This is a genomic window from Winogradskyella sp. UBA3174, assembly GCF_002364335.1.
Taxonomy (GTDB): Bacteria; Bacteroidota; Bacteroidia; order Flavobacteriales; family Flavobacteriaceae; genus Winogradskyella.
In genome coordinates, this window is record NZ_DEXW01000080.1 from 42,291 (window position 1) to 65,857 (window position 23,567).

Below are 23,567 nucleotides of genomic sequence, written 5' to 3' on the forward strand. Positions count from 1 at the left end.
TTTATTGAATAAAAATAGTGCTCACTTGCAATTTTTAAGTCTTTTACTTCATAGACACAAACTTCTTCCATTTTGGCAGTAAAGAAGTCTACAGTGACTATATTAATGCTAACTCTTTATCTATAGACGTTTCAGGTTTTGGAGACTATGAGTACCCTTTAGTTAGTATTCTCCAAAATCTGAGAATGGGTTTACGAATTTGCAAACTGACGATTATATAATTTTGTTAGAGATATAAATGGCTTTGGAATAATTACAGAAGAGATATATCTTTTAAATTATAGTAAAATCTTTCTCGCGCTGTTTTTAGCTAATATAAGCTTATTGTTTTTTTATAAAAAAAAAGCCCTGAAGACTAGTCAGAGCTTTTAAAAATTGTTTATCGAAATAGTTATTCTGTTCAGACGTTACACGTCTTAGTATAGGTAACGTACTTAATATTAATTTATTGTGTAAATATTCAATAAAAGCATAAAAAGCTACTTAAGTTTTAATTTAGCGCAGACTTGTAAGTTGCCAAACAGCGTTCTCGTGCCATTTTATGATCTACCATTGGCTGTGGATACGTAAGTTCTTGAAAATCTGGAGCCCATTTTTTTATATAGTCTAAGTTTTTATCAAACTTTAAAATTTGTGAGGTGGGATTAAAAATCCTGAAATAAGGAGCGGCATCTACACCTGTTCCTGCAACCCATTGCCAATTACCAATATTACTAGACATATCGTAATCGTGTAACTTCTCAGCGAAGTAAGCCTCTCCCCATCGCCAATCAATTAGTAAATGTTTACAAAGAAAACTACCAACTAACATGCGTATGCGATTATGCATAAAACCAGTTTCATTTAATTGACGCATGCCAGCATCTACTAAAGGATAACCTGTTTGACCTTCACACCATTGTTTAAATTCATTTTCATTATTTCTCCATTCAATTCTATCATATTTTGGTTTGAAAGCTGCTTTTGCTGTATGTGGAAAATGCCATAAGATTTGCATAAAAAATTCCCGCCAAATGAGTTCTTGCCAAAAAATCTCATTGGTTTCTGCTATAGCTTTTTCAACCATTTTACGCACACTTACAGTACCAAAACGCAAGTGAGGCCCTAATCTAGATGTAGAGTCTTTAGCTGGGTAATTCCGAGTCTCTTCGTAGCGTTGAATTAAATCTGGTGTGACTTCATAAGGAGCAATGGGTTGATTGGATTTTTCGAACCCTATGTCTGCTAAACTCAAATTGGGTAAATCGATATCTTGAATAAGGTTTTTGAAATAAACGTCTGTCTGGTAGCTTTTGAAATCAATAGTTTTAAACTTTTCTTTCCAAGTACGCATATAAGGTGTATAAACCTTATAGGGATCACCATCTTTTTTTACGACCTCACTTTTTTCAAAAATAACTTGATCTTTATAGGTCTTGAATTCGATGTTATGTGCTGTTAAAAAAGATTTTATTTCAGTATCGCGTTCTGTTGCATATGGCTCATAATCATGATTAGTGTATACAGTATCAATATTGTAATTTTCAATCAACTTTTTGTAAATGTCTTTTGGCTTTCCATGAAATAAGGCAATACTACTATTGTAACCCTCGCGAAGAGTTTTGCTTATATACTGAAGTGTCTCATGAATAAAAGTGACACGCGAATCGTTTTTTGGAAGTTCGTCCAGGATTTCTGAATCGAAAATAAAAACTGGTAAGACTGAAGAATCTGATTTGAGAGCTTCATAAAATCCTCTATTGTCGTCTAATCTAAGATCTCTTCTGAACCAAAAGATGTTTATTTTTTTCTTCATTATAAAATTTTAGATCTAAGAAAGTACTGTATTAAGGTTATAAATTAATACTTACCAAAAATCGCTTCTAATTGTTGAGTTCTGTAATTAAAGACTTGTTCAAGTTTAGGTTTCACTAAAACAGGATGCATTAATTGTCCAAAAATTCCCAAAGGGACTTTATAGTCGATGATATCTTCCATTTCCACACCACCATCAATTACATGAACAAAATGTTTATGATGCCATAATGCGTATGGCCCATAAAGCTGAATGTCTACGAAATATTTTTTATCTTCATATTGAGTTATTTCACTCACCCATTTTGTTTTTATACCAGCTAAAGGAGTGACGCTATATTGTAAGATTTGACCAGCATACATAGGTCTATCTGCACCAGATATGATATTCATGTTCATGGCAGAAGGAGTTAGTTTTGATAAGTTGGCAGGATTACAAAGAAACTCCCAAGCAGTATCTAAATTAATAGGTAATTTTTGCTTTTGGTGCAACGTATAAATCTTCATATTTGGTTATTTGTTAAGATATATGCATTTAGAGAAGTAGCTATTAAAAGCCAAGTAATATAAGGGATGAGCAAATACTTTGCGTTTCTGAGTCTATCGTTTCTAAATGTTATAAAAAAGTAAACAATAATTAAGGTTAATAAAACTAATACAACAAGACCTACGGTTACCATTTTTTGATTGAAAAACACCCAATTCCAACTTACATTTAATAAAACCTGAAAGGCATATAAAATCCAAAGCTTAGTTTTTTCTCTTACTGCAAAAAGTTCAGCAAGATACCAAGAGAAGCATAACATTATTAATGTCCATGCAGCACCAAAAACCCAACCAAGTGGTGTCCAAGGAGCTTTATTTAAATCTGTGTACCATGATTCTGAGATTGCATCTCCCATAAACATGTTTCCGATAGCTAAACCACCGAAATTAATAATTAAGAAGAGTACAAAAAGGTAAACCTTTTTCAAGTTACTTTTGTTTTAAAATCTCTATTTGCTCAATTATTTTTTGAGCTTCAGCATATTTTTTATCGCTCTCAGATCTATTTGTAGTAGAGAGTTTATGCCAATCAGCCATTAGTTTTTCGTATTCCTTTTGAAGTTTATCTAATTCTGATGTTTTTTTAAATAGTCCGAACATTCTAGTTTATTTAAGATTTGAGGTGATTTTTGAACTCATTGGTTTAGTAATAGAGTAGAAGTAGTCTAAAAATTCGCCATTTTCATCTACTAAGTATTTTTGAAAATTCCACTTTACAGTAGAATTTTGCTTACCATTGATGACTTTTTTTGTAAGCCACTTGTATAATTGGTGCTGATTACTTCCTTTGACATCAATTTTTTCAGTTATTAAAAAAGAAACACCATAATTAATTTTACAAAATTCTTGAATTTCATCTGAGCTACCAGGTTCTTGTTTACCAAATTGATTGCAAGGCACACCAATAATGACAAGGTTATCCTTGTAAGTATCCTGTAATTGCTGTAACTCTTTATATTGAGGTGTAAAACCACATTTGGATGCTACGTTTACAAACAACAGTTTTTTTCCTTTAAATTCCGATAAGTTTATAGTCTTATTCTGTAAACTGTGTATTGTTATATCGTAAATAGACCGTGATGCTTTTTTAACAACATCTTTATCGGTTGTTGTTATGGTTCCTAAAAAGGCTTTTAAAGGGTTCATATATTATAATTTAAAGCTTACAATTCCACAATCCATTTCAAAAATTTGACCCGAAAGTGATGCTGCTTTATTAGAAATTAAAAAAGCGGCCATATCTGCTACTTCTTCTGGTTGTAGATATTTTTTTAGAGGATGGCGTTCATTCATGTTTTCAATCATTCTTTCATTACGCAACAGTTTTGCTGCTAAGCCGGTATTAGTTACTGTTGGTGCAATGGCATTAACTCTAATATTAGGTGCTAACTCAGCTCCCAAGGATTTTGTTAAACCTTCTACTGCAGATTTTGAGGCTGCAACACTTGCATGAAATGGCATGCCTAGCTTAGCTGCTACTGTACTAAATAATAGTATAGACGGATTTGTGCCGTTTTTTAAAGCAGGTAAATATTTTTGTATTGCCTTAACTGCTCCTAATACATTAATTTCAAAATCATTTCTAAAATCATCTAAACTTAATCTGTTTATTGGCTTTAGATTAATACTTCCTGGGCAATATATCAAAGCATCAGCAGTATCAATGTCTGGTAGGTCATCATTTTTTATATCGCAATTATAGTGTTTTAAATTACTATATTGTTGATCTGGTTCTGTTCTACTGATGTTTACAATTTCATCATAAGAAGAAAGTAAAGATGTAACAATTGCATTGCCTATACCTTTACTTCCTCCAATAATTATTAATCTCTTCATATAATTAAGATGCCGTTAAAGGTCTTCCCTTTAAGCGTTTTTCAATTTTTTGTTTAATCACTGTTAGACGCTTCATTAAATCCATAAGTTTAGCATCTTTCTGTTTTTTATATAATTCGTTGACTTCTAATATTAAATCTTTTGCTTCTCTAGCAGCTAAAATTCTGTCACTAGTTGTTTTGAATGAAAACTTTCTGTTTTCAAATTCTAGAGCTTTTTCTACTGTTTTCATAGCTTAATTATTTAAATAATTTTGTAATTCTGAAATTTTATCAGATGTATTAAACTCACCACCATAATACGTAGTTACCGTAGCAGATGTATCATCTTTTACACCTCTTGAAGAGACACATAAGTGTTTCGCATCAATAATTACAGCAACATCATCAGTCTCCAATACCGTTCTTAATTCGTTTGCAATTTGATTTGTTAAACGCTCTTGTACTTGAGGTCGTTTGGCATAATACTGAACGATTCGATTTAATTTTGAAAGTCCGATAACTTTTCCAGAAGACTTATAGGCAATATGTGCCTTACCAATGATTGGCACAAAATGATGCTCACAATTCGAGTAAAAGGTAATATTTTTCTCTACCAACATTTGATTATATTGATATTTATTTTCAAACATAGCTACTTTAGGCTTATTTGCAGGGTCCAATCCAGAAAAAATTTCTTCTATATACATTTTGGCTACCCGGTTTGGAGTGCCTTTTAGAGAGTCATCAGTTAAATCTAAACCTAGGACATCCATTATTTCTGAAAATAATATAGATATTCGTTTTTTCTTTTCGTCGTTAGACATTTGAAAAGCATTAGCTTTCATTGGTGTTTCAAGACTTGTAAATAAGTGATCGTCACCAATATCGTCAGAAGTGAACCCATTAAAATGTTCACCGTTTGTTTTTGTAATTGTTTCTGTTTTCATAGAATCTTTTTAATGTGCTGTTTTTAAGAACTCCAGACTTAAATCAAAGCACTAATTATCGTTTTGATATAGAGTTGTTTGATATTGTTCTTTGACGAGAGCATTTAAATCTACCTTCCTCAAAATTTCTTTTTTTACTATGTTTTGTTGCTCTACCTTGAACGCGTGCTCTCCATAACCTGAAGCTACGTGGTTTCAATTCGCGTCGCATTAATGTTATCACTTCCTGTTCTTTTAATTCAAACTGAAAGGTTATAGCATCAAACGGCGTTCTGTCTTCCCAAGCCATTTCTATAATACGATCTATGTGTTTTAGCTCTAAAATCATAATTCACTTGGCATTGCAAATTCAATATCATACTTTACTTTCTCATCGAGTAACTTATCAAAGAATTTTTTATTCTCTCTAAAGGTTTTACTATCTCTAAAATGTACAAATCGACCTTGAGCATGTATACTAGTACCATTTGTTTTATACAATACCAATTGATAGTAAGGGATAATCCACGTAAAGTTTTTTAATCCTTTATTTATCATTATCAAAATACCTTTTGGTCGTATTTCTATATTAGCATAATTGGTGTCTGATACTAAATTCATCATTGACTTCATATTTGGGCTAACATCGTCAACAATCATGCGCTTAGAACCTATTCCACCTAGTTTCAATTTCTGTACCAAACTAAAAGGACTGCCAATAAGGTCAGTAATGATTTGTTTGTGTTCAGAATTGTGATGTGTTGTATTTATTATCATAATAATTCAAAGATACAAAATGTTTAACCTTTTACAGTTAATGTTAAACAAAAATTAACACTTAATTAGACTTATAATAACTATAGTCTACGAATGAATTTATTACTCGTTTCTTAAAAGGCGATTTCTCTCACTTATAGTATGTCGTTTTAAGATTCTAAAACTTTCACGTAGAACGTCAGTATCATTCCTCATATTCCAAAGAATATCGCTAGCACGTTTACGATTTTCTATAATATCAACTATAGGTGAAGGATAATCTTCACCAAGTTTAAAACTGTAAAACGTTTCCTCCATTTCAGTCATAAGATAAGGCTCATGTATAAAAGGTGTATCTAGCTTAGCTAATTCTGGTACCCATTTTTTAATAAATACAGCATCAGGATCGTGTTTTAAACTATTGGTTGTAGGGTTATAGATTCTTATGTTATTTATACCAGTTTCGCCGGCTGCCATTTGTAATTGTGGAAAATGTATACCAGGTTCGAAATCTAAGAATTGTTGTGATAAATGTTTTGTTGCTGCCTGCCATGGTTGCCATAAAATATGGGTAAAGAAAGATGCCAACATGGCACGCATTCTAAAATTAACGTAACCGGTCTCAATAAGACAACGCATACTAGCATCTACTAAAGGGAATCCGGTTTTACCTTCAAACCAAGCTTGCTGATAGTCTTGTGAGATGCTTTTTTTTAGTTTATGGTAACCTCTATTAACGCTGGCTTCTTCCATGGTGTGTTCCATTTCAAATTTCTGAATAAAATGAGCTTGCCAACGCAATCGTGATAAAAATGCTCCAATGTGCTTTTTATCTTTACTAGCTACCTTAATTGCTTGTCCTTTTTGAAATACTTGTCTAATAGAAATATTTCCCCACGCTATATATGGTGAAATTCTACTACAACTGCTACGAGAGGCTTCTGGCTTAGAAATGTTAAACATGTAGTCCTTATGACGGTTATTAAAAAAGGAATCTGCATATTTCCATCCTGTAGTACTTCCGCCTTTTTGAAAACGTGCATCTTTTGGTGTTACTAAATCTGTAATATTAAAGACGTTTTCTAAAGTCTCAATAGCTTCTAGTGCTAGCAACTGATTTTCTTTTGGTTGAAAGACTTCTATATTTTTAGACATATATGCTTCCCAATTTTCAAACCAATCGGCTCTGTTTGTTAAACCACGTTCAATACCGTTGTTTTTATTTTCGATCCATTGAATAAAATTATTTCTGCAGTAGCGTTTAAATTCCTTATCTCTAGTATATGTTATTAATAGACCAGTTTCGAAATGAGAGTAAATAGTATCTATCTTATAAAATTCTTGAAGTTGATTAAAAGCACTTGTAATATCGCTTGTTACTGTTAAAATCTTAGAATTAAAAGGTATAAGTTGGTTATTAACGTCTTGTATAGATTCTTTTATAAAATTAAAATGTCGCTCATTGTAATGGTCATCATTGAGAAGGATGTGCTCAAACACATATAGTAGAAGCACTCGTTTACCTGTTTTTAATGCATTAGCAATAGCCTCACTATCTATAAGTCTCAAATCACGTTTTAACCAAACGACGTTTATATGTTCTTTTTCTGCCATATTATAGTTGCTCTAAAAAGAGCTCTGCATTTTTAAAGTGTCTTTCTTTAGTTTCTTGTTTCATTTTGTCGAATGTCCTAATTAACATACCAAGTCTTGGATTGCTTAAAAAGAATTCACGATGTTTATCCATAAACGTCCAAAACAAACCATCCCAAATTGGTTGCCAATCGTCTTTTTTGTAATCACTCATTTTCATAATGTAATTACTACCGCTTATATAAGGTTTCGTAGACATTAATCCACCATCTGCATATAAACTCATTCCATATACATTTGGTACCATTACCCAATCGTAAGCATCGATGAATAGTTCCATAAACCATTGGTAAACATCATCTGGATCAAATTCACATAGTACCATAAAGTTACCTAATATCATAAGTCGTTCTATGTGATGTGCATATCCTGTTTTTAATACTTTTTTAATAACATCATCAATAGGTTGTATACCTGTTGAACCATCATAGAATGATGCAGGAATTTTACGTGAGAATTTCCAAAAGTTTTTAGTACGCTCTTCAGTACCTTTTACTTCATAGACTCCTCGTATAAACTCGCGCCAACCTAATATTTGTCTCACAAATCCTTCTGTTGAGTTTAGCGGAATATCGTTTTTAATCGCATAATCAATTGCTTTGTCAATGACATCTTTAGGATGCAGTAATCCTACATTAATTAACGGTGATAAAATACTGTGATTCAAGTAATTTTCTTGGCGTACAATCGCATCTTCATAGACACCGAACTCGTAAAATCGAACTTCTAAAAATTGTTGAAACCACTCTTCAGATGTTTTGTTATCAATTGGGTAGAGCGCAAATTCGGTGAGCTGACCGTAATGATTATCAAAATGTGTATTCACATAATCTTCAGCCTCTTTATGGTAATCTGTTTTATCAGGAAACTGAATTTGTGGCGGTATTTTGCCTTTTGGGTATTTTTTCCTGTTATCGCTATCGTAAGTTAATTTACCACCCTCAGGTTCACCGTTTATCATTAAAATGTCACGCTCTTTCCGCTGGTTTTTGTAAAAAGACGTTTGAAAAAATTTCTTTTTTGTTGGTTTGAAGAACGAACTTAACTCTTCTTTTGTGTTTATGAATAACGAATTATTATACCCTTTAATGTCTAGGTTTTTTGAAACTGAATTTATGTGTTTTTGAAGCCAATTATCTGTTGGGTCAGTAATATGAAGCGTTTTAATCCCTTCTTCAATAAGCATTGGGATTAAATTTCGTACGTCTGAAAGTTCTGTTATAGCTTCAATATAATGAACTGTTTTACCTTTAGATTTTAAATAGGTTTCGTAAGATTTCATTGTTGCACGATGAAATGCTATTTTTTGTTTGTGGAATTTATAATGCTTGAAAAATAGATATTCCTCTACTAAATAGATAGTGCAATTAGTATCTAAAATAGGTGCGTTTTTAAATAGTTGATGTGGGAATATGAGAACTGCTTCTTTCATAAATTAAAATAGATTAGGTTGTAACCATAGTTTTCTAAATTTTCCATTTGTATCGTAACGTTCCGCTTGTAATTGTACATTAAATTTTCTGTCTCTTGGGTCATTGCCAACACCAGCGACATACATCCAATTACCATAGTTGCTGTGCACATCATAATCTATGAGAAGCGATTCAAAATATGCGGCACCAATCCGCCAATCTAATTTTAATTCTTTGGCAAAATAGGAGGCAACGTTTTGTCGTCCTCTATTACTCATCCAACCTGTTTGTTTTAATTCTATCATATTAGCATTTACAAAGTCGGACTGCGTTTCTCCATTAATCCATTTTTTAATTTGATTTTTGTTGGTGCCCCATTCGTAATCTTTGCCTAAAATACCTTCGAGTTTAAAAATTTTACTCCCATGTTTTAGCGAAACATATTTAAAGTAATCACGCCAAATGAGTTCAAATATCAACCAGTATGTAGATTCGTTTTTAAAATGCTCATCTTCAAATTGTTTTACTTTCCAATAAATTGTTCGTGCTGAAATGGAGCCATTTGCTAACCAAGATGAGAACTTAGAACTGTAATCTATTCCTATCAATCCATTTCTGGTTTTTTTATAAAAGCCTAGTTTTTTAGTAGTAAAAAAATAATCATCTAAACGTTTTAAAGCTTCAGTTTCACCACCTTTAAATGGAAAAGCTGAATGCGGATGCATTTCAAAATCTTCTAAACCTAAAACTTGAAGTGTTGGGATTTCTGTATTGTTTTCAATTCGGTTAGACGATGGTAAGACTTCATTAATAGTCTCTTCACGAATAGCAACATACTTTTCTAACTTCTTTCTGAAAACGGTAAAGACTTGTGGTATTTTCTTTATTTCAAAATTTATATCATCAGGATGATATAAAAGTTGGTTGTAGATAGAATGAAAATTAATAGCTTTAGTTTTTTGTTTTACCGCGTCTTCGGTAGCAACTTCGTCTTTTGTCCAGTCATTTTGTAGGTAAATATCAGAAGTGTTATAGGCTTCACAGATTTGCGGAATAATAGTTTCCGGTAGATCATTGTAAACCAGTAAATCGATGTTTAAATGGTCGAGCTGTTGTTTTAGATTTTGAATAGTTTCAATCAAAAATTTTGCCCTATACTTCTCTGTGATCTTAAAGCCATGTTTATTAACTTCAAAATACTTCGGGTCAAAACAATAAACCCCAATAACTTTATTCCCATTTTTATAGGCTTCTGATAAAACAGTATTATCAGTGATTCTTAAATCATTTCTAAACCATACTAGGTTTGTTTTATTTTGTTTCTCTTGCATTTTTCACTACAGTATTTTACGTTATCCCAATTTTTTTCCCATTTTTTTCTCCAAGCAAATGGACGATTACAAACAAGACATGTTTTTTCAGGTAAATTGTTTTTTTTAACACCCTTCATTTATTCTTTTTCTACTAACGCGTTTATCATACCATTAAATACAAAGGCATGAAATGGTAATACTGAATACCAGTATAATCGGCCCCAAACACCTTTTGGTCTAAAGACAGCACGTTGGTACAACTTATCTTTTACAATTTTGAATTCTAACCATGCTTCACCTGGTAGTTTCATTTCTGCAAATAGCAGTAAACGCTTTTCTTTTTTATCTGCTAAGAGAACACGCCAAAAGTCTAGCGGATCTCCTGCTTCTAGATACGTATCGTGTGTTCTTCCGCGTCTTAAACCCACGCCACCAAATAGTTTATCCATGTAGCCTCTGATTTTCCAAAGACGATTAAAACTGTACCAACCGTTTCTTCCACCGATACCCCAAATACGATCAAGCGTATAATCTTCGTCTGTAACAATTCTATGTCTTACATCTTTAAAACAGCCAAATTGCGGAAGTTCTATATGTTTAGATAATTGATCGTTAAAAACACCACTACTCACAGCATCTTTCCAGCTTGAGATTACAGAATTTTGCTCTATTTTTTGAAATGCCAAGTCCACAGCCGTTTTATATGTCATAGGTTCAATTGAGATGTGATCGTTAATATCACTTGGTCTTCCTATGACTTCTACAGTCATGCTATCTACTAATGCAGAAGCGAGTTGAAAAGATGTGGATGTTACAAAATATAACCAATACGAGGATAATTTTGGACTGAGAAAAGGCAAAGTAAAAATGCGTCTTTTAAGGCCGCGTACCTCTGCAAATTGCAAAAGCATTTCCTTGTAGGTTAATATTTCTGGTCCAAATATATCGTAAGCTTTATTATAAAGCTCTTCTTTACAAAGTGCACTAGAGAGATAGGTGAGTACATCTCTAATGCTCAATGGCTGTGTTTTGGTGTTTAGCCACCTTGGCGTTACCATGGCAGGTAACTTTTCTACAATATCTCTAATAATTTCAAAAGACGCACTACCACTTCCAACAATAATTCCTGCTCTAAATGTGGTTAGCGCATAGGCTTCAGATTTCAGTGTGTTTTCTACCTGTAATCTGGATTTTAGATGTTTTGATAATGATTTGTCATTAACAATTCCACTCAAATAAATGACTTGTTTACACTTCGTTTTAGAAACGAGTGCTTTAAAATTAGAGGCACATTTTTCTTCTAATGTTTCAAAATCATTAGAAGATGTAGCCATGGAATGAATTAGGTAGTATGCAGCATCTATATCATTTGGTATTTGAGCTAGTTCTGGCTCTAGAAAATCAACTTTTATAAATGTACAATTTGGATGCTCTTCAATTTCATCGGGAATTCTACTCATATCACGAACACAGCAAATCAATTTGTGATTATCTTCGAGTAATTGAAGTGCTAGTCGTTTAGCAATGTAACCTGTAGTGCCTGTTATGAGAATTTTCATATCTAATGTTGGGTTTCTTAAACTCATCTATTCGAGTTGTTTAATTCATTGAGAAGTATATCAAGAATTATGCTATAAATCAAATTACTCTCGACATTTTATTCACCCAATTTTAAACCTTAATTTATTAGGCAACTATTTAGATACAAATTCTGGTTTAGGGCGTTGATAGTCTAATCGTGTTTTTAATTCTGGAATGGTATAGCCATCTAACCCATTAATACTCGCCACTTTCCCTTTGGCTAAATTGATAAAGCCGTCTTTTTCTATTAAGTCTTTAGCAACAAATAAGTTCACTATTTTACCTATAACTAGAATAGTGCCATTAGCTGCGATAGGACATTCCTCTACATATTCCATTTCCATTTGTATCGGAGAACCTTTTACAAAAGGAACTGAGATATCTAATTTGTATTCTTCTTGTAGTGCTGTAGCGTCAAATTCAGAAATAGATTCATCGTATTTTGCAGAGGTGTGATGTGCATCTTCTATAATATTTTCATAGATATGATTAATGGTATAAGTACCAGTAGCTTTCAGGTTATGATATGTGTTTCGCATTACCGTCGTTGGTCTTAAAAAGAAACCTAGTAGCGCTGGATTAGATCCTAAGTGTGTTACAGAACTAAATACAGCCACATTAGAAATGCCATCTTTACTTTTAGTGCCAATAAGATTCGCAGACTTATAACCAGAACAACTATTTATAAGATTGATACGGTATAAATGATGCATTTTATCAATATCGTCGAAGCTTATTTTTGTCATCTACAAATTCTTGAAATTATTGATTTGAACATTTTCAGCTTTTAAATCGAACATTAAATTATACAATCCAAAGAATGTTCTGTTGATATATATAAAATGTGTAGAACCTCTGTCTGCATTCATTTTACGCAATTCGGTACTTTTAGAATAACGTTGTCCCATTTCTGAAATTTGACTAAAGAATTCTGGATCCGAAAAATCAAATTCTTCAGAATGAAAAGGTTTTGTAAATAGACTTAATAGTTCATGAAACATAGCACTAAAGAATTTTAGTTCATCTGGAGTATCGTTAGGTTTCAAAATTTCTAATTCGTATAATTTCTCTGTAAACTTTTCAGGATTATCAATAACTGATTTTTCAGCCAATTCAAAATAAGGGATGTAAAAGTCGTCTGGAATAGTTTTCATACAACCAAAATCTAGAGCAATTAAATCACCTTCTTCAGATATTAAAAAATTACCAGGATGCGGATCTGCATGAACTTTTTTCAATTTATGAATTTGAAACATATAGAAGTCCCACAACGCTTGTCCTAATGTATTAGATTTCTCTTTATCTTTATTTTTGGTTACAAATTCCGAAAGGTGATCACCTTTCATATAATCCATAGTTATAATACGCTCAGAAGAATACTCCTCGTAATAACTTGGAAATTTTAAATTAGGAATATGCTGGCAAGCTTCTGCAACGGCTTTACTTTGCGCTATTTCTAAAATGTAATTGGTCTCTTCGGTGAGTTTGTTCTCAACTTCTTTAAAATACTTATCAGAATCTTTACCTTTAATGTTAAACATTTTAATTGCGATAGGCTTAATTAAAGATAAGTCTGATGCGATACTCTCCGCAACTCCAGGATATTGGATTTTCACAGCAAATTTTCTCCCATTCTTTTCTGCAATATGGACTTGTCCTATACTGGCAGCGTTAACTGAAGTTGCGTTGAAAGTATCAAAAATATCTTCGGGATGTTTTCCGAAATATTTTTTAAATGTTTTTATAACTAATGGTGGTGATAAAGGAGGAACTGAAAATTGTGATAAAGAAAATTTTTCCACATAAGCCTGTGGTAAAATACTCTTTTCCATACTCAACATTTGAGCTACTTTTAGGGCACTTCCTTTTAATTGTTTTAGGCTATCGTATATGTCCTCAGCATTATTCTGATTGAGACGTTCTTTGGCATCTTCCTTAGAATTCACCATTTTGTCACCATAATATTTTAAGTAGTTGACACCAACTTTAGCTCCAGTTGATACTAATTTAGATGCTCGAGATATTTTAGAAATGGGTATACTGTCTATGGTCTTCATTCAATCTAATTCATGTGCATTTTTTCTTTGTACAAAAATTTGCCAAAGTCTATTAAGCTTTTTAATGGAGTCGTATCAATTAAATCGAAACTTGCTCGTACTGATTTTTCAATAAATATATCAGTTTTTTCAAATGAAGGAGATGTATCATCCATCCAAAACTTCATAGTTACTAGTAATTGCAACCAAGCTGTTTCCTTTAAACTTCTATTTTGAATTCTAACAAGTTGCTCTTGTTTTAAATCAATAGTTTTAATATCTAAATGCTCGATATAATTTGTGAATCTCTTCTTTAGATGTGCAAGCGTCTTTAAGGATTTCATTGCGTTTTTATCTCCTTCTAAAGCATGCACTACATAGCTCCTATTAGCTGTAAGAATTTCAAAAAATGTAAAGTAGAAACTTAATAATTTATTTCTAGGATCGAAAGTGAGGTACTCTTCACTTTTTTCTAAAACGGCATGTGCATTATCAAAAAATACTTTAAAAATTGATTGTTCCAAAGCTTCGAATGACCCAAAAAATTCATAGAACTTTTGCTCTTCGAAATTATTCTCTTTTACAAAAGCGTATACTGATTTTGGTTTGTGATTGTGCATAAGCACATAATCCATATAAAAACTTATAATATCTGATTCTGAGATTGATTTCTTTTTAGCCATTGTAATTGATTTTTACTACAATGTAAAGGTACACAATGTTTAACTATTTAAATAGATGCTTAAACAAAATTTAACAAGAATATAGGAGAGAAATACCCTAGGAATTTATGGTTGCTATGCTATGCTAAGCTTTTAGTCTTTTATTAGCTTATGACAAATAATGGCAAAGATTGCACCAGCAATTGGTGCGGTGAGATAGAGCCATAGGTGTTCTAAATTACCAGAAATTACTGCAGGTGCTAGAGACCTAACAGGGTTCATAGAGGCCTTTGTCATAGGGCCAGCAAACATAGCTTCTAAGAGAATAACTGCTCCAACAGCAACTGCTGCCATTGTGCCAATCTCTTTACTTCCGGTAGATACATTTATGATAACAAGCATTAAGAAAAATGTGAGAAAAAATTCAAATATAAAAGCTTTGTAAGGCGCAAATCCTTCTGCTGGATAGGTGTGCCCGAAACTTTCGCTCTCAGGAAATAATACCCAAAGCACCAAAATTGCAAGAAATGCACCAATAGTTTGAAATGCAATATATTCTGGAACTTTTTTCCAACTAAATTTTTTAGCGATAGCAAAGCCAATAGTTACAGCCGGATTAAAATGTGCACCCGAGATTTCCCCAAAAGCATATATCATTGCCATAACAACTAGTCCCCAAGTTATAGCTACACCAACATGAGTTATTGCTCCACCAGTTATTTCATTAACCGTCATGGCTCCGCAACCGCAGAAAACCATGGTAAATGTTCCTAATAATTCTGCAAAGCCTTTTTTACTCACGTAATTTTTCATTTGTTTCTTTGAGTTCGTGAACCTTCGATTATATTTAGTTTGCTCGTATTTTAGCAAACACGTATTTTAATTCCGTAGCAATTTGTAGACTTCGTTCCTTATATTTTTCTAATTGTTGTGGTGTGTTGTCAAATGCTTTCGGATCATCATAGGTTAAAGGAATACGTTTTTCAGCACCTGAAATAAGCGGACAACCTTTATCAGCACTAGAGCATGTTAATATTGCTGCAAATTCTGAAGTAGGATTAAAGTCAGCATCATAAGTTTTAGAAAACCCAATAATAGGTTGTGTATTGTCACTGTATTTTATAGAGTGAACAGGATTATTTTCATTTGAAAGCGTTTCAATTTTAAACCCTGTTTGTTTTAAAGTCTTAGCAGCAATGGGGAATAGGGCAGTAGCTTCAGTTCCGCCAGAATAACAAAATACATTATTTATAGTATAATGATGTGCCATAGTTTGTGCCCAGACTTGCGATAAATGACTTCTACGTGAATTATGAGTACAGATAAAATTTAGATTTATTAGCGCTTTATTAGCAACTTTAAGTTGTATAAAATCAATTAATGCTTGTAGTGTATCTTTACGTTCGCAAGCAATAGAATTTACATCTAAAGCATCAATTTGTGCCTTTATTTTAGAGTATAACATAGGTTTTTTTTAAAGTAACTAATAACTAGCAGCATCCAGAATTTGGAGAACAACTAGATGCTGAATTTTGTAAATCTGAAATTTTAATTTTTGGTTTTTCCTCGGGAATACCACACGCATCTAGCGCTAAGCAAGCTGTCTGTTTTGATGTTAATAAAAAGTTTATACCGTCAAAATCTAAACCATATTTGCTAATGGTATCACCTTGGTATTCCACTTCGATATCTAAATCGCTAATATTTAGAATGTTTTCAGAAAGTTCTATAATGTTTAATAGTTTTTTGGGATGTAGTCTGTGATCATAGTCGTCTGCTTCCCATAACTGAAAGTTAGCTACTTCTTCTTTACGTTCAGTACCACCACAATCAATAAAGTGTTTTGATATTTTACCGACTTCGGTTACATGAAAATGATTCGGCACCAAAGAACCATCGGGTAATTGAAATGCAATGGTTTTTAATTCGGCTAGTTTAGATTTGATTTCGTTTAGTGTCATAGGATTGTTTTTTAACAACAGTTATTTTCAGGAGCTAAGTCTTGGTTTAAGAATTTAGAGATTACCGTTTTCATATTTGTCCAATTTTCATTATCAATACAATAACAAATACTTGTACCTTCAATATTGCCTTTTATAAGACCAATATTTTTTAATTCTTTTAAGTGCTGTGAAATGGTAGGTTGTGCTAAACCAATTTCTTCTACTAAATCACCACAAATACAAGAATTAATTTTAAATAAATACTGAAGAATAGCGACTCGGGCAGGATGGCCAAAAACTTTAGCAATATGAGCGATCTCATTCTGTTGATCAGTAAATATCTCACTTTTAGTTAAGCCCATAATTCTAATTCATTATTATATTGCAATATTACGATTAAATAATTTAAAACTATCAATTTCACAGACTTTGTGAGAAAATCCCACAATAAAAAGTGTTACGTTTTAAGGATTTGTTAACATATAGAGCTTATGGTAAGTCGTAAATTTACAGTAGATTAATAACAACTATTTAACACTACACAAAATGAAAAAATTAGTAATTTTCACATTTGCTTTAACTTTAATGTTTTCAGTAAATGCACAAATTGAAACACCACAACCAAGTCCTTTTACTAAGGTAGAGCAGAAGGTAGGATTAACAGATGTAACTTTAGAATACTCACGTCCGAGTATGAAAGGAAGAGAGGTTTTTGGAAACTTAGTGCCTTTTGGCAAAATGTGGAGAACAGGAGCTAACAAAAACACCATGATTACGTTTAGTAATCCTGTAAAGATTGACGGACAAGATTTAAAAGCAGGATCATATGCAATTTTTGTAACACCATCTTCTAGCTCTTGGGATGTTGTTTTTTACTCAGATACTGAAAATTGGGGAACACCAGGTAAATGGGACGACGCTAAAGTTGCAGCAAAAACAACGGTAAAGGCAATAAAAATGCCAATGAATGTTGAAACTTTTACTATTACTTTCGATAATTTAACTAACAGTTCAGCTGAGTTAGGTATTCTTTGGGAGAACACTATGGCTACTATTACGTTTGAAGTCCCTACAGATACTGCTGTAACTGCTGCTATCGAGAAAGCTATGGCAGGTCCTTCTGCTAATGATTATTATGCGTCTGCTGTATATTTTATGCAACAAGATAAAAATTTAGATAAAGCTAAAATGTGGATGGATAAAGCAATGGCTATGTCTAAAGAACCAGCATTTTGGCAATTAAGACAACAGTCTTTATTATATTCAAAAATGGGTGATAAGAAAAATGCTATCGCTACTGCTAAATTATCTTTAGAGAAATCTAAGAAAGCAGAAAATGCTGACTATGTAAAAATGAATATGGATTCTCTGAAAGAATGGGGAGCTATGTAGGCTGGCCTTTAGTTATTGGTTTTTAACCTTTTACCGATTTAAATATAAATAAGAAACGCAACTCATTGAGTTGCGTTTCTTTGTTGGTTATGATCTCTATCTATTATGTCACTTAGATTAATTGCGATGGAAGAGATACTATATCTAGAACTTTAGTCATAGGTTGGCTCTTGATACATTCAGACAAAAAAGGTGAGATAATCAAACAAATATTGTCACTTAAATTTCAATTATAGGTTCGTCAAAAATATTCTAAACCAATTAGCTTTCGAATTGTGTCTAAAGTATTTATAAGTTGCTGACTTCGTTTAAAAGTCATAACACTACTTTCGGTTTTGCCTTCTCTAATGAGTCCATTAAAATGTTCTATTTCATAACTAAAACCTAAGGTTTTATAATCGAAATCTTTTATTTCAGAATTACCGTGTTCATCAATTAATATAACAGTAGAAGGCTCATTAAAATGCTTATTAATTTTAATAGTTCCGTAGTCGCAATAGAAAATCGCTTCTGTTTTAGTTTCTTCTAATAGTGTACTCTTTAAAATTGCTTTTGCATCTTTATAGTTGAAAACTATATTGCATTCTGAATCTGCTCCAGATTGAAAAAAAGTAGCATCGGCTTCAATAGAGTTTGGTGGTCCTAGAGTTGAAAGTACTGCAAATACAGGATAAATACCAATATCTAATAGACTGCCACCTCCAAGAGATTTATTAAATAATCTTGAAGCTTCATCATACTCTGGAAAAAAACCAAAGTCAGCTTTGAGTTTTATAACATTACCAAAATGCTTTTTATGTATTAGGTTTTGAACATATTGAAAGTGAGGAAGAAAAGCCGTCCACATGGCTTCCATTAAAAGCGTGTTATTTTCTTTTGAAGCTTTAATCATTTCGTTTACCTCGTCTATATTCATGGCGAACGGTTTTTCACATAAAACAGGCTTTTTATGATCTAAACATAACAATGTATGTGTCTTATGAAAACTATGCGGTGTCGCAATGTAAATAGCATCTATCTTGGGATCTAATACCAAGTCTTTGTATGCACCATAGGCTTTATTAGCATTAAACTTTAAAGCGAAATGTTGCGCTTTTTCTAAATTTCTTGATGCAATGCCATAAAGTTTAGCACCTTTTAGTGCATTTATATCAGTTGCGAACTTTGAAGCGATTTTACCAGCTCCTATAATTCCCCAATTAATAATTTTAGAAGCCATTATGCTACCTTTTTAGGTAAAACCATTTGCAAAATATTAGCAATAGTAATAACAACCACGCAGCCAAATAGATTTAGCCATAAATAAGGCATCCAATCAAACCACCAACCTATAACTACAATAGCTTGTGTTAGTAGTGCGCCAATAAATACAGCATTTCCTTTTATATGTTTAAAGAAGAATGCTAAAAGGAAAATACCCAAAACATTGCCATAAAAAATGGAGCCTATTATATTAACCAATTGAATTAAGTTTTCTGCAAGGTTAGCAAAACAGGCAATGATAATTGCGATAATTCCCCAGCCTAAAGTGAACCATTTGGTCATTTTTACCATATGCTCATCTCCTTTGTCTTCCTTTAGACTTCTTCCGTATAAATCTATAGACGTAATTGTTGCTAAGGCATTTATTTCTGAAGCGGTAGAAGACATTGCTGCAGATAAGATTACAGCTAATAATAAACCAATAAGTCCGGTTGGTAGATGATTAAGTATAAACCGAATGAACATATAATCTTTGTCATTGGTTTGGGTATCTTTTGCTGAGTCTTTATAAAGCGCTGCTAGCGCTGCTGATTTTTCGATATAAGTTAAACTTTTTGGATCAGATTCTAGAGTTTCAACTTCATTTTGAAGCTTTGCATACGTCTCTTTATATTCTTTATCGACTGCTTTTTTGATTAAAAATTTCGATTCTAATCGATACGATTTTTCAATACTATCTAAAGTAAAAAGTTTGTTTGTTGCTTGTGCATCTTTATTTTTTGATAAGGCTAAGCTTAACGCTTGTTTATTAGAAAATAACAAGGCTTGCTTATCTTGAAGTGCGCGATACTCATTCCCATATTCTGAAGCTAACACCTTCTCTGTAGAGGCATCAATAAAGTTTAATGGTGATGGATTAAATTGATAAAACACAAAGACCATAATACCAACTAAGAGTATAAAAAACTGCATTGGTACTTTTAGCAAACCATTGAAGATAAGACCCATTTGCATTTCTTTCATGGATTTACCAGAAAGATAACGTTGTACTTGGCTTTGGTCTGTACCAAAATACGAAAGCATTAGAAATGTACCACCAATAATACCAGTCCAAACGGTATATCTATTTTCTAAATCGAATGAAAAATCTAAGACTTCCATTCTTCCAGTTGCACCAGCAATATCTATAGCATCAATAAAAGAGACGTCTTCTGGTATTAAATTAATAACCACAAAAAGTGCAGCAAACATACCAGCAAAAATCACGAGCATTTGTTGTTTTTGCGTTACTGTAACGGCTTTTGTACCACCAGAGACCGTGTAAATAATTACTAAAACACCAATAGCGATATTGAGGGTTACAATATTCCAACCTAATACAACAGATAAAATAATGGCTGGAGCAAAAATGGTGATTCCTGCTGCGAGCCCACGTTGTATTAAAAATAGGATGGCTGTAAGACTTCTTGTTTTTAGATCGAATCGGTTTTCTAGAAATTCGTAAGCCGTATAAACTTTAAGACGATGATAGAGTGGAATAAATACCAAACATATAATGACCATGGCTATTGGAAGTCCAAAATAAAATTGAACAAAACCCATACCGTCAGAGAATGCCTGACCAGTTGTAGAAAGAAAAGTAATAGCACTGGCTTGCGTTGCCATTACAGACAAACCAATAGTCCACCATTTAGACGTGTTACCTCCTTTGATGTAATCTTGTGCATTTTTACGACCACGTGTTTTCCAAGTACCGTAGCCAACTATTGTCACTAGTGTGGCAATGAGAACTGTCCAGTCAATCCAATCTAACGTTTGATTCATGCAATTAGTCGAATGAAGCTGTTATAAAGTAAAACAGTATAATGTATAAAGCGTTAGCTAGTAATACAATAGTGTACATTTTATTCCATTTTTGTTTCTCTTGTAGTTGGTCTTGGTTTTGCATATTAATCAGTTTTTGGTTGTTAATAAAATAGTTGTTAGTTTTTGAGTTGTAGTTGATCTTCTTTTCCTGCGGACAGCAAATTTGCAAATAATCTGTAAGCACCAGATACACCAGCCGGAAATTCTCTAAAAAAGCTTAGTCCAGTATAAATATAATTGCCCTTACCATATTTAGCGACCAGTAAAGCACCTTCTTTAGAGCTTTCACCTTTGTCGTTTGCTGCGAGTAATGGTGTAAATTCTTCAGCCCATTTATTTGGGAAATACAAACCGCGTTCTTGTACCCAACCTTCAAAATCTTGGATTGTGATTTTGTTTGGGAAATTAAGGATAGGATGATTTGGTTCTAATATTCTAACTAAAGCATTCTCGTCTGTAACCCGATCTCTCGATAATTTTAAATCGTAAGGTGCTATATTATCTACCTTTATACCTCTACTTGTGTTGTATTGAATGATGAGATTTCCGCCTTCATTAACATAGTCCAATAAAAACTTCTGCTTAAATTTAAGTTCATCAACAATATTATAAGCTCTGATGCCAACCACAATGGCATCAAAATTAGTTAAGTTTTCTGGTGAAATTTGTTCTGGTTTTATAATAGTTACATTGTAACCAATTTGACGTAAACTTTCTGGTACCACATCACCAGCACCTTGAATATAACCAATATTATCTCCTCTTTTTTGAATATCTAAACGCACAACTTTACTCGCGCTAGGCATTAAAACCGTTTGAAAGGGGATATGTGAGTAGTCGATTTCTATTAACTCGTCTGTGTAAAATTTGCCTTTAATATTTACCATTGGTACTATTACACCTTCACTTTTTCCCAAAGGTGGAATTATGGTGAAAATTACTTTTTGAATATCTCCTTTATTAGCAATTTCAATTTTTTGCTTGTCTGGATAAACGCTCCAGCCAATAGGATAGTCCATTTGTATAAAACCATCAATAGCATTACGACCAGCTTTTACTGTGATTTCAATCTCTTTTTGTTGGTCATTTTCAAAGATGAATACTTTATCACTTATACTTACAGAAACTTCAGGTATAATTTCAAAAGGTCTATATAATTCACCTTTATCTGGTTTAGAATAGCGATATACTACTGGTTTTGTGATTGTTATTGAAGTGCCTTCAATATTTAAATTAAAATCTACGAAAACAGCTCTTGGTGTTTCCGGCAATCCAATTAGTTTTTGATCTTCAACATTATACATGCCTAATGTACTCTGATTGTTCAACCAATACGGAGTTGTGTAATTACTGTTATTTGGGATTGTAATACTTTCTTCAAAATTTAAACGTTGATTAGGGGATAATTCCATGTTTTTAGAAATTCCTTTTTGAAGTGTTGATAGGTTGTAAGACAACAAACTGATTTTAGAATTACTTCGATTCAGTACTTCCATTTTGAGTGCCACTGAAGAATTTGGTGAAGCATGCGGACTATTAGCTGAAACTTCTAAATACAAGCCAGCACAAGCTTCAATAATTGTTTTTAATTCTTTGGTTTTTATAGTTTTCCAATGTTTGTTTTTTGCAGTTTGAAGTAATTTATAAGCTTCTAAGAGTTTTGGTAAGTGCTCAGAAGGATTGACGAAATTGAAGTTGTTTTCAATCTTACTCATAATTATACCGATAGCTTGTCCACCTTCAATACGGTTCCAAGAGGTATCGATTCCTGCAAATATATCTTTACTATCGTTTAAAGGGTCACCTTTTAAAAATTCGATATATTCTTGTTGTGTTCCACGAGATGTTAAACGACCAAAACCTTGACATAAATGTTGGCTACTTGCTAAAGACGCCACTTCATTGTTAGACATCCCTTTTGATGGGTAGTAAACACCAATATCAAAATTTAGCATATTACTCTTGTCTATTTTATCGAATTCTTCTTGACTACCGTAACGCCACCAAGACGTATTATAGAATAGTCGTTTAGGTTGCCAAGTTTCAGTTAATTCTAATTGCGCACTGTATTTTGATGCATCATTTACCAAATCGAATGCTTCCATACTTAACATTGCAGAACTTGTGTGATGCCCATGAGTTCTGCCAGCTCTTCTATGGTCGAATCGGTTGATAATAATATCTGGTTTAAATGTTCTAATGGCCCAAACGACATCTGAAAGTACGTCATTTTTATTCCAAATTTCCAAAGTTTCATCTGGGTGTTTAGAGTAGCCAAAATCATTAGCTCTAGTAAAACGTTGCTCACCACCATCAATACCTCTAGCAGCTAATAATTCTTGTGTTCTTATAACTCCTAAAAGTTCTCTTATTTCTGGTCCAATTAAGTTTTGGCCTCCATCTCCACGTGTTAACGATAGATACCCTGTACGCGCCTTAACTTCGTTAGACATATATGAAATAAGTCTCGTGTTTTCATCATCTGGATGAGCAGCTATATAAAGCACTGAGCCCAAAACGTTTAGTTTTTGAACGGCATTGTATATTTCTGAGGAATTAAGTTGTTTTGGTTGTTGAGCTTGTATAAAAAAAACACTGCTTAAAAGTAGTAAAAGACAAAGTCTTATTTGGTACATGTGATTGTTAGTTAGTTACTTTTCAAATATA

At 32.7% G+C, this 23,567-nt stretch carries 26 protein-coding genes; 1 reads left to right on the forward strand and 25 read right to left on the reverse strand.

The annotated features are described in order from the left end of the window. Positions 1-490: 490 nt before the first annotated feature. The 22 genes from B2U95_RS15260 to B2U95_RS15365 all read right to left on the reverse strand — a co-directional run bounded on the left by B2U95_RS15260 (position 491) and on the right by B2U95_RS15365 (position 16,801). On the reverse strand, positions 491-1,795 hold the full coding sequence (locus B2U95_RS15260) for a cryptochrome/photolyase family protein (RefSeq protein ID WP_296317673.1): 1,305 nt from the start codon (positions 1,793-1,795) through the stop codon (positions 491-493). Positions 1,796-1,839: 44 nt separating this feature from the next. Further along, positions 1,840-2,301: an SRPBCC family protein gene (locus B2U95_RS15265; RefSeq protein WP_296317674.1), complete on the reverse strand. Its 462-nt coding sequence runs from the start codon at positions 2,299-2,301 to the stop codon at positions 1,840-1,842. Next, positions 2,298-2,768 carry a TspO/MBR family protein gene (locus B2U95_RS15270; RefSeq protein ID WP_296317676.1) on the reverse strand — a complete coding sequence of 157 codons (471 nt, stop codon included), beginning with the start codon at positions 2,766-2,768 and terminating at the stop codon, positions 2,298-2,300. The genes B2U95_RS15265 and B2U95_RS15270 overlap by 4 nt, the downstream gene beginning before the upstream one ends. A gap of 1 nt (position 2,769) precedes the next feature. Then, on the reverse strand, positions 2,770-2,940 hold the full coding sequence (locus B2U95_RS15275) for a Lacal_2735 family protein (protein ID WP_296317678.1): 171 nt from the start codon (positions 2,938-2,940) through the stop codon (positions 2,770-2,772). Between the two features lie 6 nt (positions 2,941-2,946). After that, on the reverse strand, positions 2,947-3,486 hold the full coding sequence (locus B2U95_RS15280) for a glutathione peroxidase (protein WP_296317680.1): 540 nt from the start codon (positions 3,484-3,486) through the stop codon (positions 2,947-2,949). A 3-nt stretch (positions 3,487-3,489) separates the two neighbouring features. Continuing rightward, the gene (locus B2U95_RS15285) at positions 3,490-4,176 is read right to left on the reverse strand and encodes an SDR family NAD(P)-dependent oxidoreductase (protein WP_296317682.1); all 687 of its coding nucleotides are present in this window, start codon (positions 4,174-4,176) and stop codon (positions 3,490-3,492) included. Positions 4,177-4,180: 4 nt separating this feature from the next. Further along, entirely contained in the window at positions 4,181-4,408 is a 228-nt protein-coding gene (locus B2U95_RS15290) for a hypothetical protein (protein WP_296317683.1), read from the reverse strand. Between the two features lie 3 nt (positions 4,409-4,411). Next, positions 4,412-5,104, reverse strand: a complete 693-nt coding sequence (folE, locus tag B2U95_RS15295; protein ID WP_296317684.1) for a GTP cyclohydrolase I FolE — start codon at positions 5,102-5,104, stop codon at positions 4,412-4,414. 55 nt (positions 5,105-5,159) lie between these two features. After that, complete coding sequence (locus B2U95_RS15300; protein ID WP_296317686.1) at positions 5,160-5,432, reverse strand: TIGR03643 family protein; 273 nt, start codon at positions 5,430-5,432, stop codon at positions 5,160-5,162. Next, positions 5,429-5,860, reverse strand: coding sequence for a hypothetical protein (locus B2U95_RS15305; RefSeq protein ID WP_296317688.1), 432 nt, complete (start codon positions 5,858-5,860; stop codon positions 5,429-5,431). Before B2U95_RS15305 ends, B2U95_RS15300 begins: the two co-directional genes overlap by 4 nt. Positions 5,861-5,962: 102 nt before the next feature. Then, on the reverse strand, positions 5,963-7,453 hold the full coding sequence (locus tag B2U95_RS15310) for a cryptochrome/deoxyribodipyrimidine photo-lyase family protein (RefSeq protein WP_296317690.1): 1,491 nt from the start codon (positions 7,451-7,453) through the stop codon (positions 5,963-5,965). 1 nt (position 7,454) lies between these two features. After that, positions 7,455-8,924 (reverse strand): cryptochrome/photolyase family protein, encoded by a 1,470-nt coding sequence (locus tag B2U95_RS15315; protein ID WP_296317692.1) that lies wholly within the window; start codon positions 8,922-8,924, stop codon positions 7,455-7,457. Positions 8,925-8,927: 3 nt separating this feature from the next. Beyond that, entirely contained in the window at positions 8,928-10,235 is a 1,308-nt protein-coding gene (locus B2U95_RS15320; protein ID WP_296317694.1) for a DASH family cryptochrome, read from the reverse strand. Next, entirely contained in the window at positions 10,205-10,354 is a 150-nt protein-coding gene (locus tag B2U95_RS15325) for a DUF2256 domain-containing protein (RefSeq protein ID WP_296317695.1), read from the reverse strand. Before B2U95_RS15325 ends, B2U95_RS15320 begins: the two co-directional genes overlap by 31 nt. Then, positions 10,355-11,776 carry an SDR family oxidoreductase gene (locus B2U95_RS15330; protein WP_296317836.1) on the reverse strand — a complete coding sequence of 474 codons (1,422 nt, stop codon included), beginning with the start codon at positions 11,774-11,776 and terminating at the stop codon, positions 10,355-10,357. Between the two features lie 135 nt (positions 11,777-11,911). Further along, a complete protein-coding gene (locus tag B2U95_RS15335; RefSeq protein WP_296317696.1) occupies positions 11,912-12,544 on the reverse strand; it encodes a flavin reductase family protein in 633 nt (210 codons plus the stop codon). Continuing rightward, the gene (locus B2U95_RS15340) at positions 12,545-13,855 is read right to left on the reverse strand and encodes an ABC1 kinase family protein (protein WP_296317697.1); all 1,311 of its coding nucleotides are present in this window, start codon (positions 13,853-13,855) and stop codon (positions 12,545-12,547) included. It lies immediately after the preceding gene. Between the two features lie 5 nt (positions 13,856-13,860). Beyond that, positions 13,861-14,517: a TetR family transcriptional regulator C-terminal domain-containing protein gene (locus B2U95_RS15345; protein WP_296317698.1), complete on the reverse strand. Its 657-nt coding sequence runs from the start codon at positions 14,515-14,517 to the stop codon at positions 13,861-13,863. A gap of 132 nt (positions 14,518-14,649) precedes the next feature. Beyond that, complete coding sequence (locus B2U95_RS15350) at positions 14,650-15,309, reverse strand: aquaporin (protein ID WP_296317701.1); 660 nt, start codon at positions 15,307-15,309, stop codon at positions 14,650-14,652. Positions 15,310-15,343: 34 nt separating this feature from the next. Next, positions 15,344-15,961, reverse strand: coding sequence for a low molecular weight phosphatase family protein (locus tag B2U95_RS15355; protein ID WP_296317703.1), 618 nt, complete (start codon positions 15,959-15,961; stop codon positions 15,344-15,346). 25 nt (positions 15,962-15,986) lie between these two features. Then, positions 15,987-16,457, reverse strand: coding sequence for a DUF6428 family protein (locus B2U95_RS15360; protein ID WP_296317705.1), 471 nt, complete (start codon positions 16,455-16,457; stop codon positions 15,987-15,989). 11 nt (positions 16,458-16,468) lie between these two features. Next, positions 16,469-16,801: an ArsR/SmtB family transcription factor gene (locus B2U95_RS15365; RefSeq protein WP_296317707.1), complete on the reverse strand. Its 333-nt coding sequence runs from the start codon at positions 16,799-16,801 to the stop codon at positions 16,469-16,471. Between the two features lie 184 nt (positions 16,802-16,985). Here B2U95_RS15365 and B2U95_RS15370 point away from each other — a divergent pair, with 184 nt between their 5' ends. Continuing rightward, positions 16,986-17,831: a DUF2911 domain-containing protein gene (locus B2U95_RS15370; protein WP_296317709.1), complete on the forward strand. Its 846-nt coding sequence runs from the start codon at positions 16,986-16,988 to the stop codon at positions 17,829-17,831. Between the two features lie 241 nt (positions 17,832-18,072). On the opposite strand, the gene B2U95_RS15375 is transcribed toward B2U95_RS15370, so the two are convergent. The 3 genes from B2U95_RS15375 to B2U95_RS15385 all read right to left on the reverse strand — a co-directional run bounded on the left by B2U95_RS15375 (position 18,073) and on the right by B2U95_RS15385 (position 23,536). Next, positions 18,073-19,050, reverse strand: coding sequence for a Gfo/Idh/MocA family protein (locus B2U95_RS15375; RefSeq protein ID WP_296317710.1), 978 nt, complete (start codon positions 19,048-19,050; stop codon positions 18,073-18,075). Then, positions 19,050-20,858 (reverse strand): sodium:solute symporter, encoded by a 1,809-nt coding sequence (locus B2U95_RS15380; RefSeq protein WP_296317711.1) that lies wholly within the window; start codon positions 20,856-20,858, stop codon positions 19,050-19,052. The genes B2U95_RS15375 and B2U95_RS15380 overlap by 1 nt, the downstream gene beginning before the upstream one ends. A gap of 158 nt (positions 20,859-21,016) precedes the next feature. Beyond that, complete coding sequence (locus B2U95_RS15385; protein ID WP_296317713.1) at positions 21,017-23,536, reverse strand: PIG-L family deacetylase; 2,520 nt, start codon at positions 23,534-23,536, stop codon at positions 21,017-21,019. Positions 23,537-23,567: the final 31 nt, after the last annotated feature.

Coding starts and splice junctions, on each gene's coding strand:
- B2U95_RS15300 (WP_296317686.1), bottom strand. CDS start 5,432: ATGATTTTAGAGCTAAAACACATAGATCGTATTATAGAAATGGCTTGG.
- B2U95_RS15280 (WP_296317680.1), bottom strand. CDS start 3,486: ATGAACCCTTTAAAAGCCTTTTTAGGAACCATAACAACAACCGATAAA.
- B2U95_RS15310 (WP_296317690.1), bottom strand. CDS start 7,453: ATGGCAGAAAAAGAACATATAAACGTCGTTTGGTTAAAACGTGATTTG.
- B2U95_RS15335 (WP_296317696.1), bottom strand. CDS start 12,544: ATGACAAAAATAAGCTTCGACGATATTGATAAAATGCATCATTTATAC.
- B2U95_RS15360 (WP_296317705.1), bottom strand. CDS start 16,457: ATGACACTAAACGAAATCAAATCTAAACTAGCCGAATTAAAAACCATT.
- B2U95_RS15265 (WP_296317674.1), bottom strand. CDS start 2,301: ATGAAGATTTATACGTTGCACCAAAAGCAAAAATTACCTATTAATTTA.
- B2U95_RS15305 (WP_296317688.1), bottom strand. CDS start 5,860: ATGATAATAAATACAACACATCACAATTCTGAACACAAACAAATCATT.
- B2U95_RS15385 (WP_296317713.1), bottom strand. CDS start 23,536: ATGTACCAAATAAGACTTTGTCTTTTACTACTTTTAAGCAGTGTTTTT.
- B2U95_RS15345 (WP_296317698.1), bottom strand. CDS start 14,517: ATGGCTAAAAAGAAATCAATCTCAGAATCAGATATTATAAGTTTTTAT.
- B2U95_RS15285 (WP_296317682.1), bottom strand. CDS start 4,176: ATGAAGAGATTAATAATTATTGGAGGAAGTAAAGGTATAGGCAATGCA.
- B2U95_RS15325 (WP_296317695.1), bottom strand. CDS start 10,354: ATGAAGGGTGTTAAAAAAAACAATTTACCTGAAAAAACATGTCTTGTT.
- B2U95_RS15260 (WP_296317673.1), bottom strand. CDS start 1,795: ATGAAGAAAAAAATAAACATCTTTTGGTTCAGAAGAGATCTTAGATTA.
- B2U95_RS15380 (WP_296317711.1), bottom strand. CDS start 20,858: ATGAATCAAACGTTAGATTGGATTGACTGGACAGTTCTCATTGCCACA.
- B2U95_RS15275 (WP_296317678.1), bottom strand. CDS start 2,940: ATGTTCGGACTATTTAAAAAAACATCAGAATTAGATAAACTTCAAAAG.
- folE (WP_296317684.1), bottom strand. CDS start 5,104: ATGAAAACAGAAACAATTACAAAAACAAACGGTGAACATTTTAATGGG.
- B2U95_RS15375 (WP_296317710.1), bottom strand. CDS start 19,050: ATGGCTTCTAAAATTATTAATTGGGGAATTATAGGAGCTGGTAAAATC.
- B2U95_RS15320 (WP_296317694.1), bottom strand. CDS start 10,235: ATGCAAGAGAAACAAAATAAAACAAACCTAGTATGGTTTAGAAATGAT.
- B2U95_RS15290 (WP_296317683.1), bottom strand. CDS start 4,408: ATGAAAACAGTAGAAAAAGCTCTAGAATTTGAAAACAGAAAGTTTTCA.
- B2U95_RS15340 (WP_296317697.1), bottom strand. CDS start 13,855: ATGAAGACCATAGACAGTATACCCATTTCTAAAATATCTCGAGCATCT.
- B2U95_RS15370 (WP_296317709.1), top strand. CDS start 16,986: ATGAAAAAATTAGTAATTTTCACATTTGCTTTAACTTTAATGTTTTCA.
- B2U95_RS15330 (WP_296317836.1), bottom strand. CDS start 11,776: ATGAAAATTCTCATAACAGGCACTACAGGTTACATTGCTAAACGACTA.
- B2U95_RS15355 (WP_296317703.1), bottom strand. CDS start 15,961: ATGTTATACTCTAAAATAAAGGCACAAATTGATGCTTTAGATGTAAAT.
- B2U95_RS15350 (WP_296317701.1), bottom strand. CDS start 15,309: ATGAAAAATTACGTGAGTAAAAAAGGCTTTGCAGAATTATTAGGAACA.
- B2U95_RS15365 (WP_296317707.1), bottom strand. CDS start 16,801: ATGGGCTTAACTAAAAGTGAGATATTTACTGATCAACAGAATGAGATC.
- B2U95_RS15315 (WP_296317692.1), bottom strand. CDS start 8,924: ATGAAAGAAGCAGTTCTCATATTCCCACATCAACTATTTAAAAACGCA.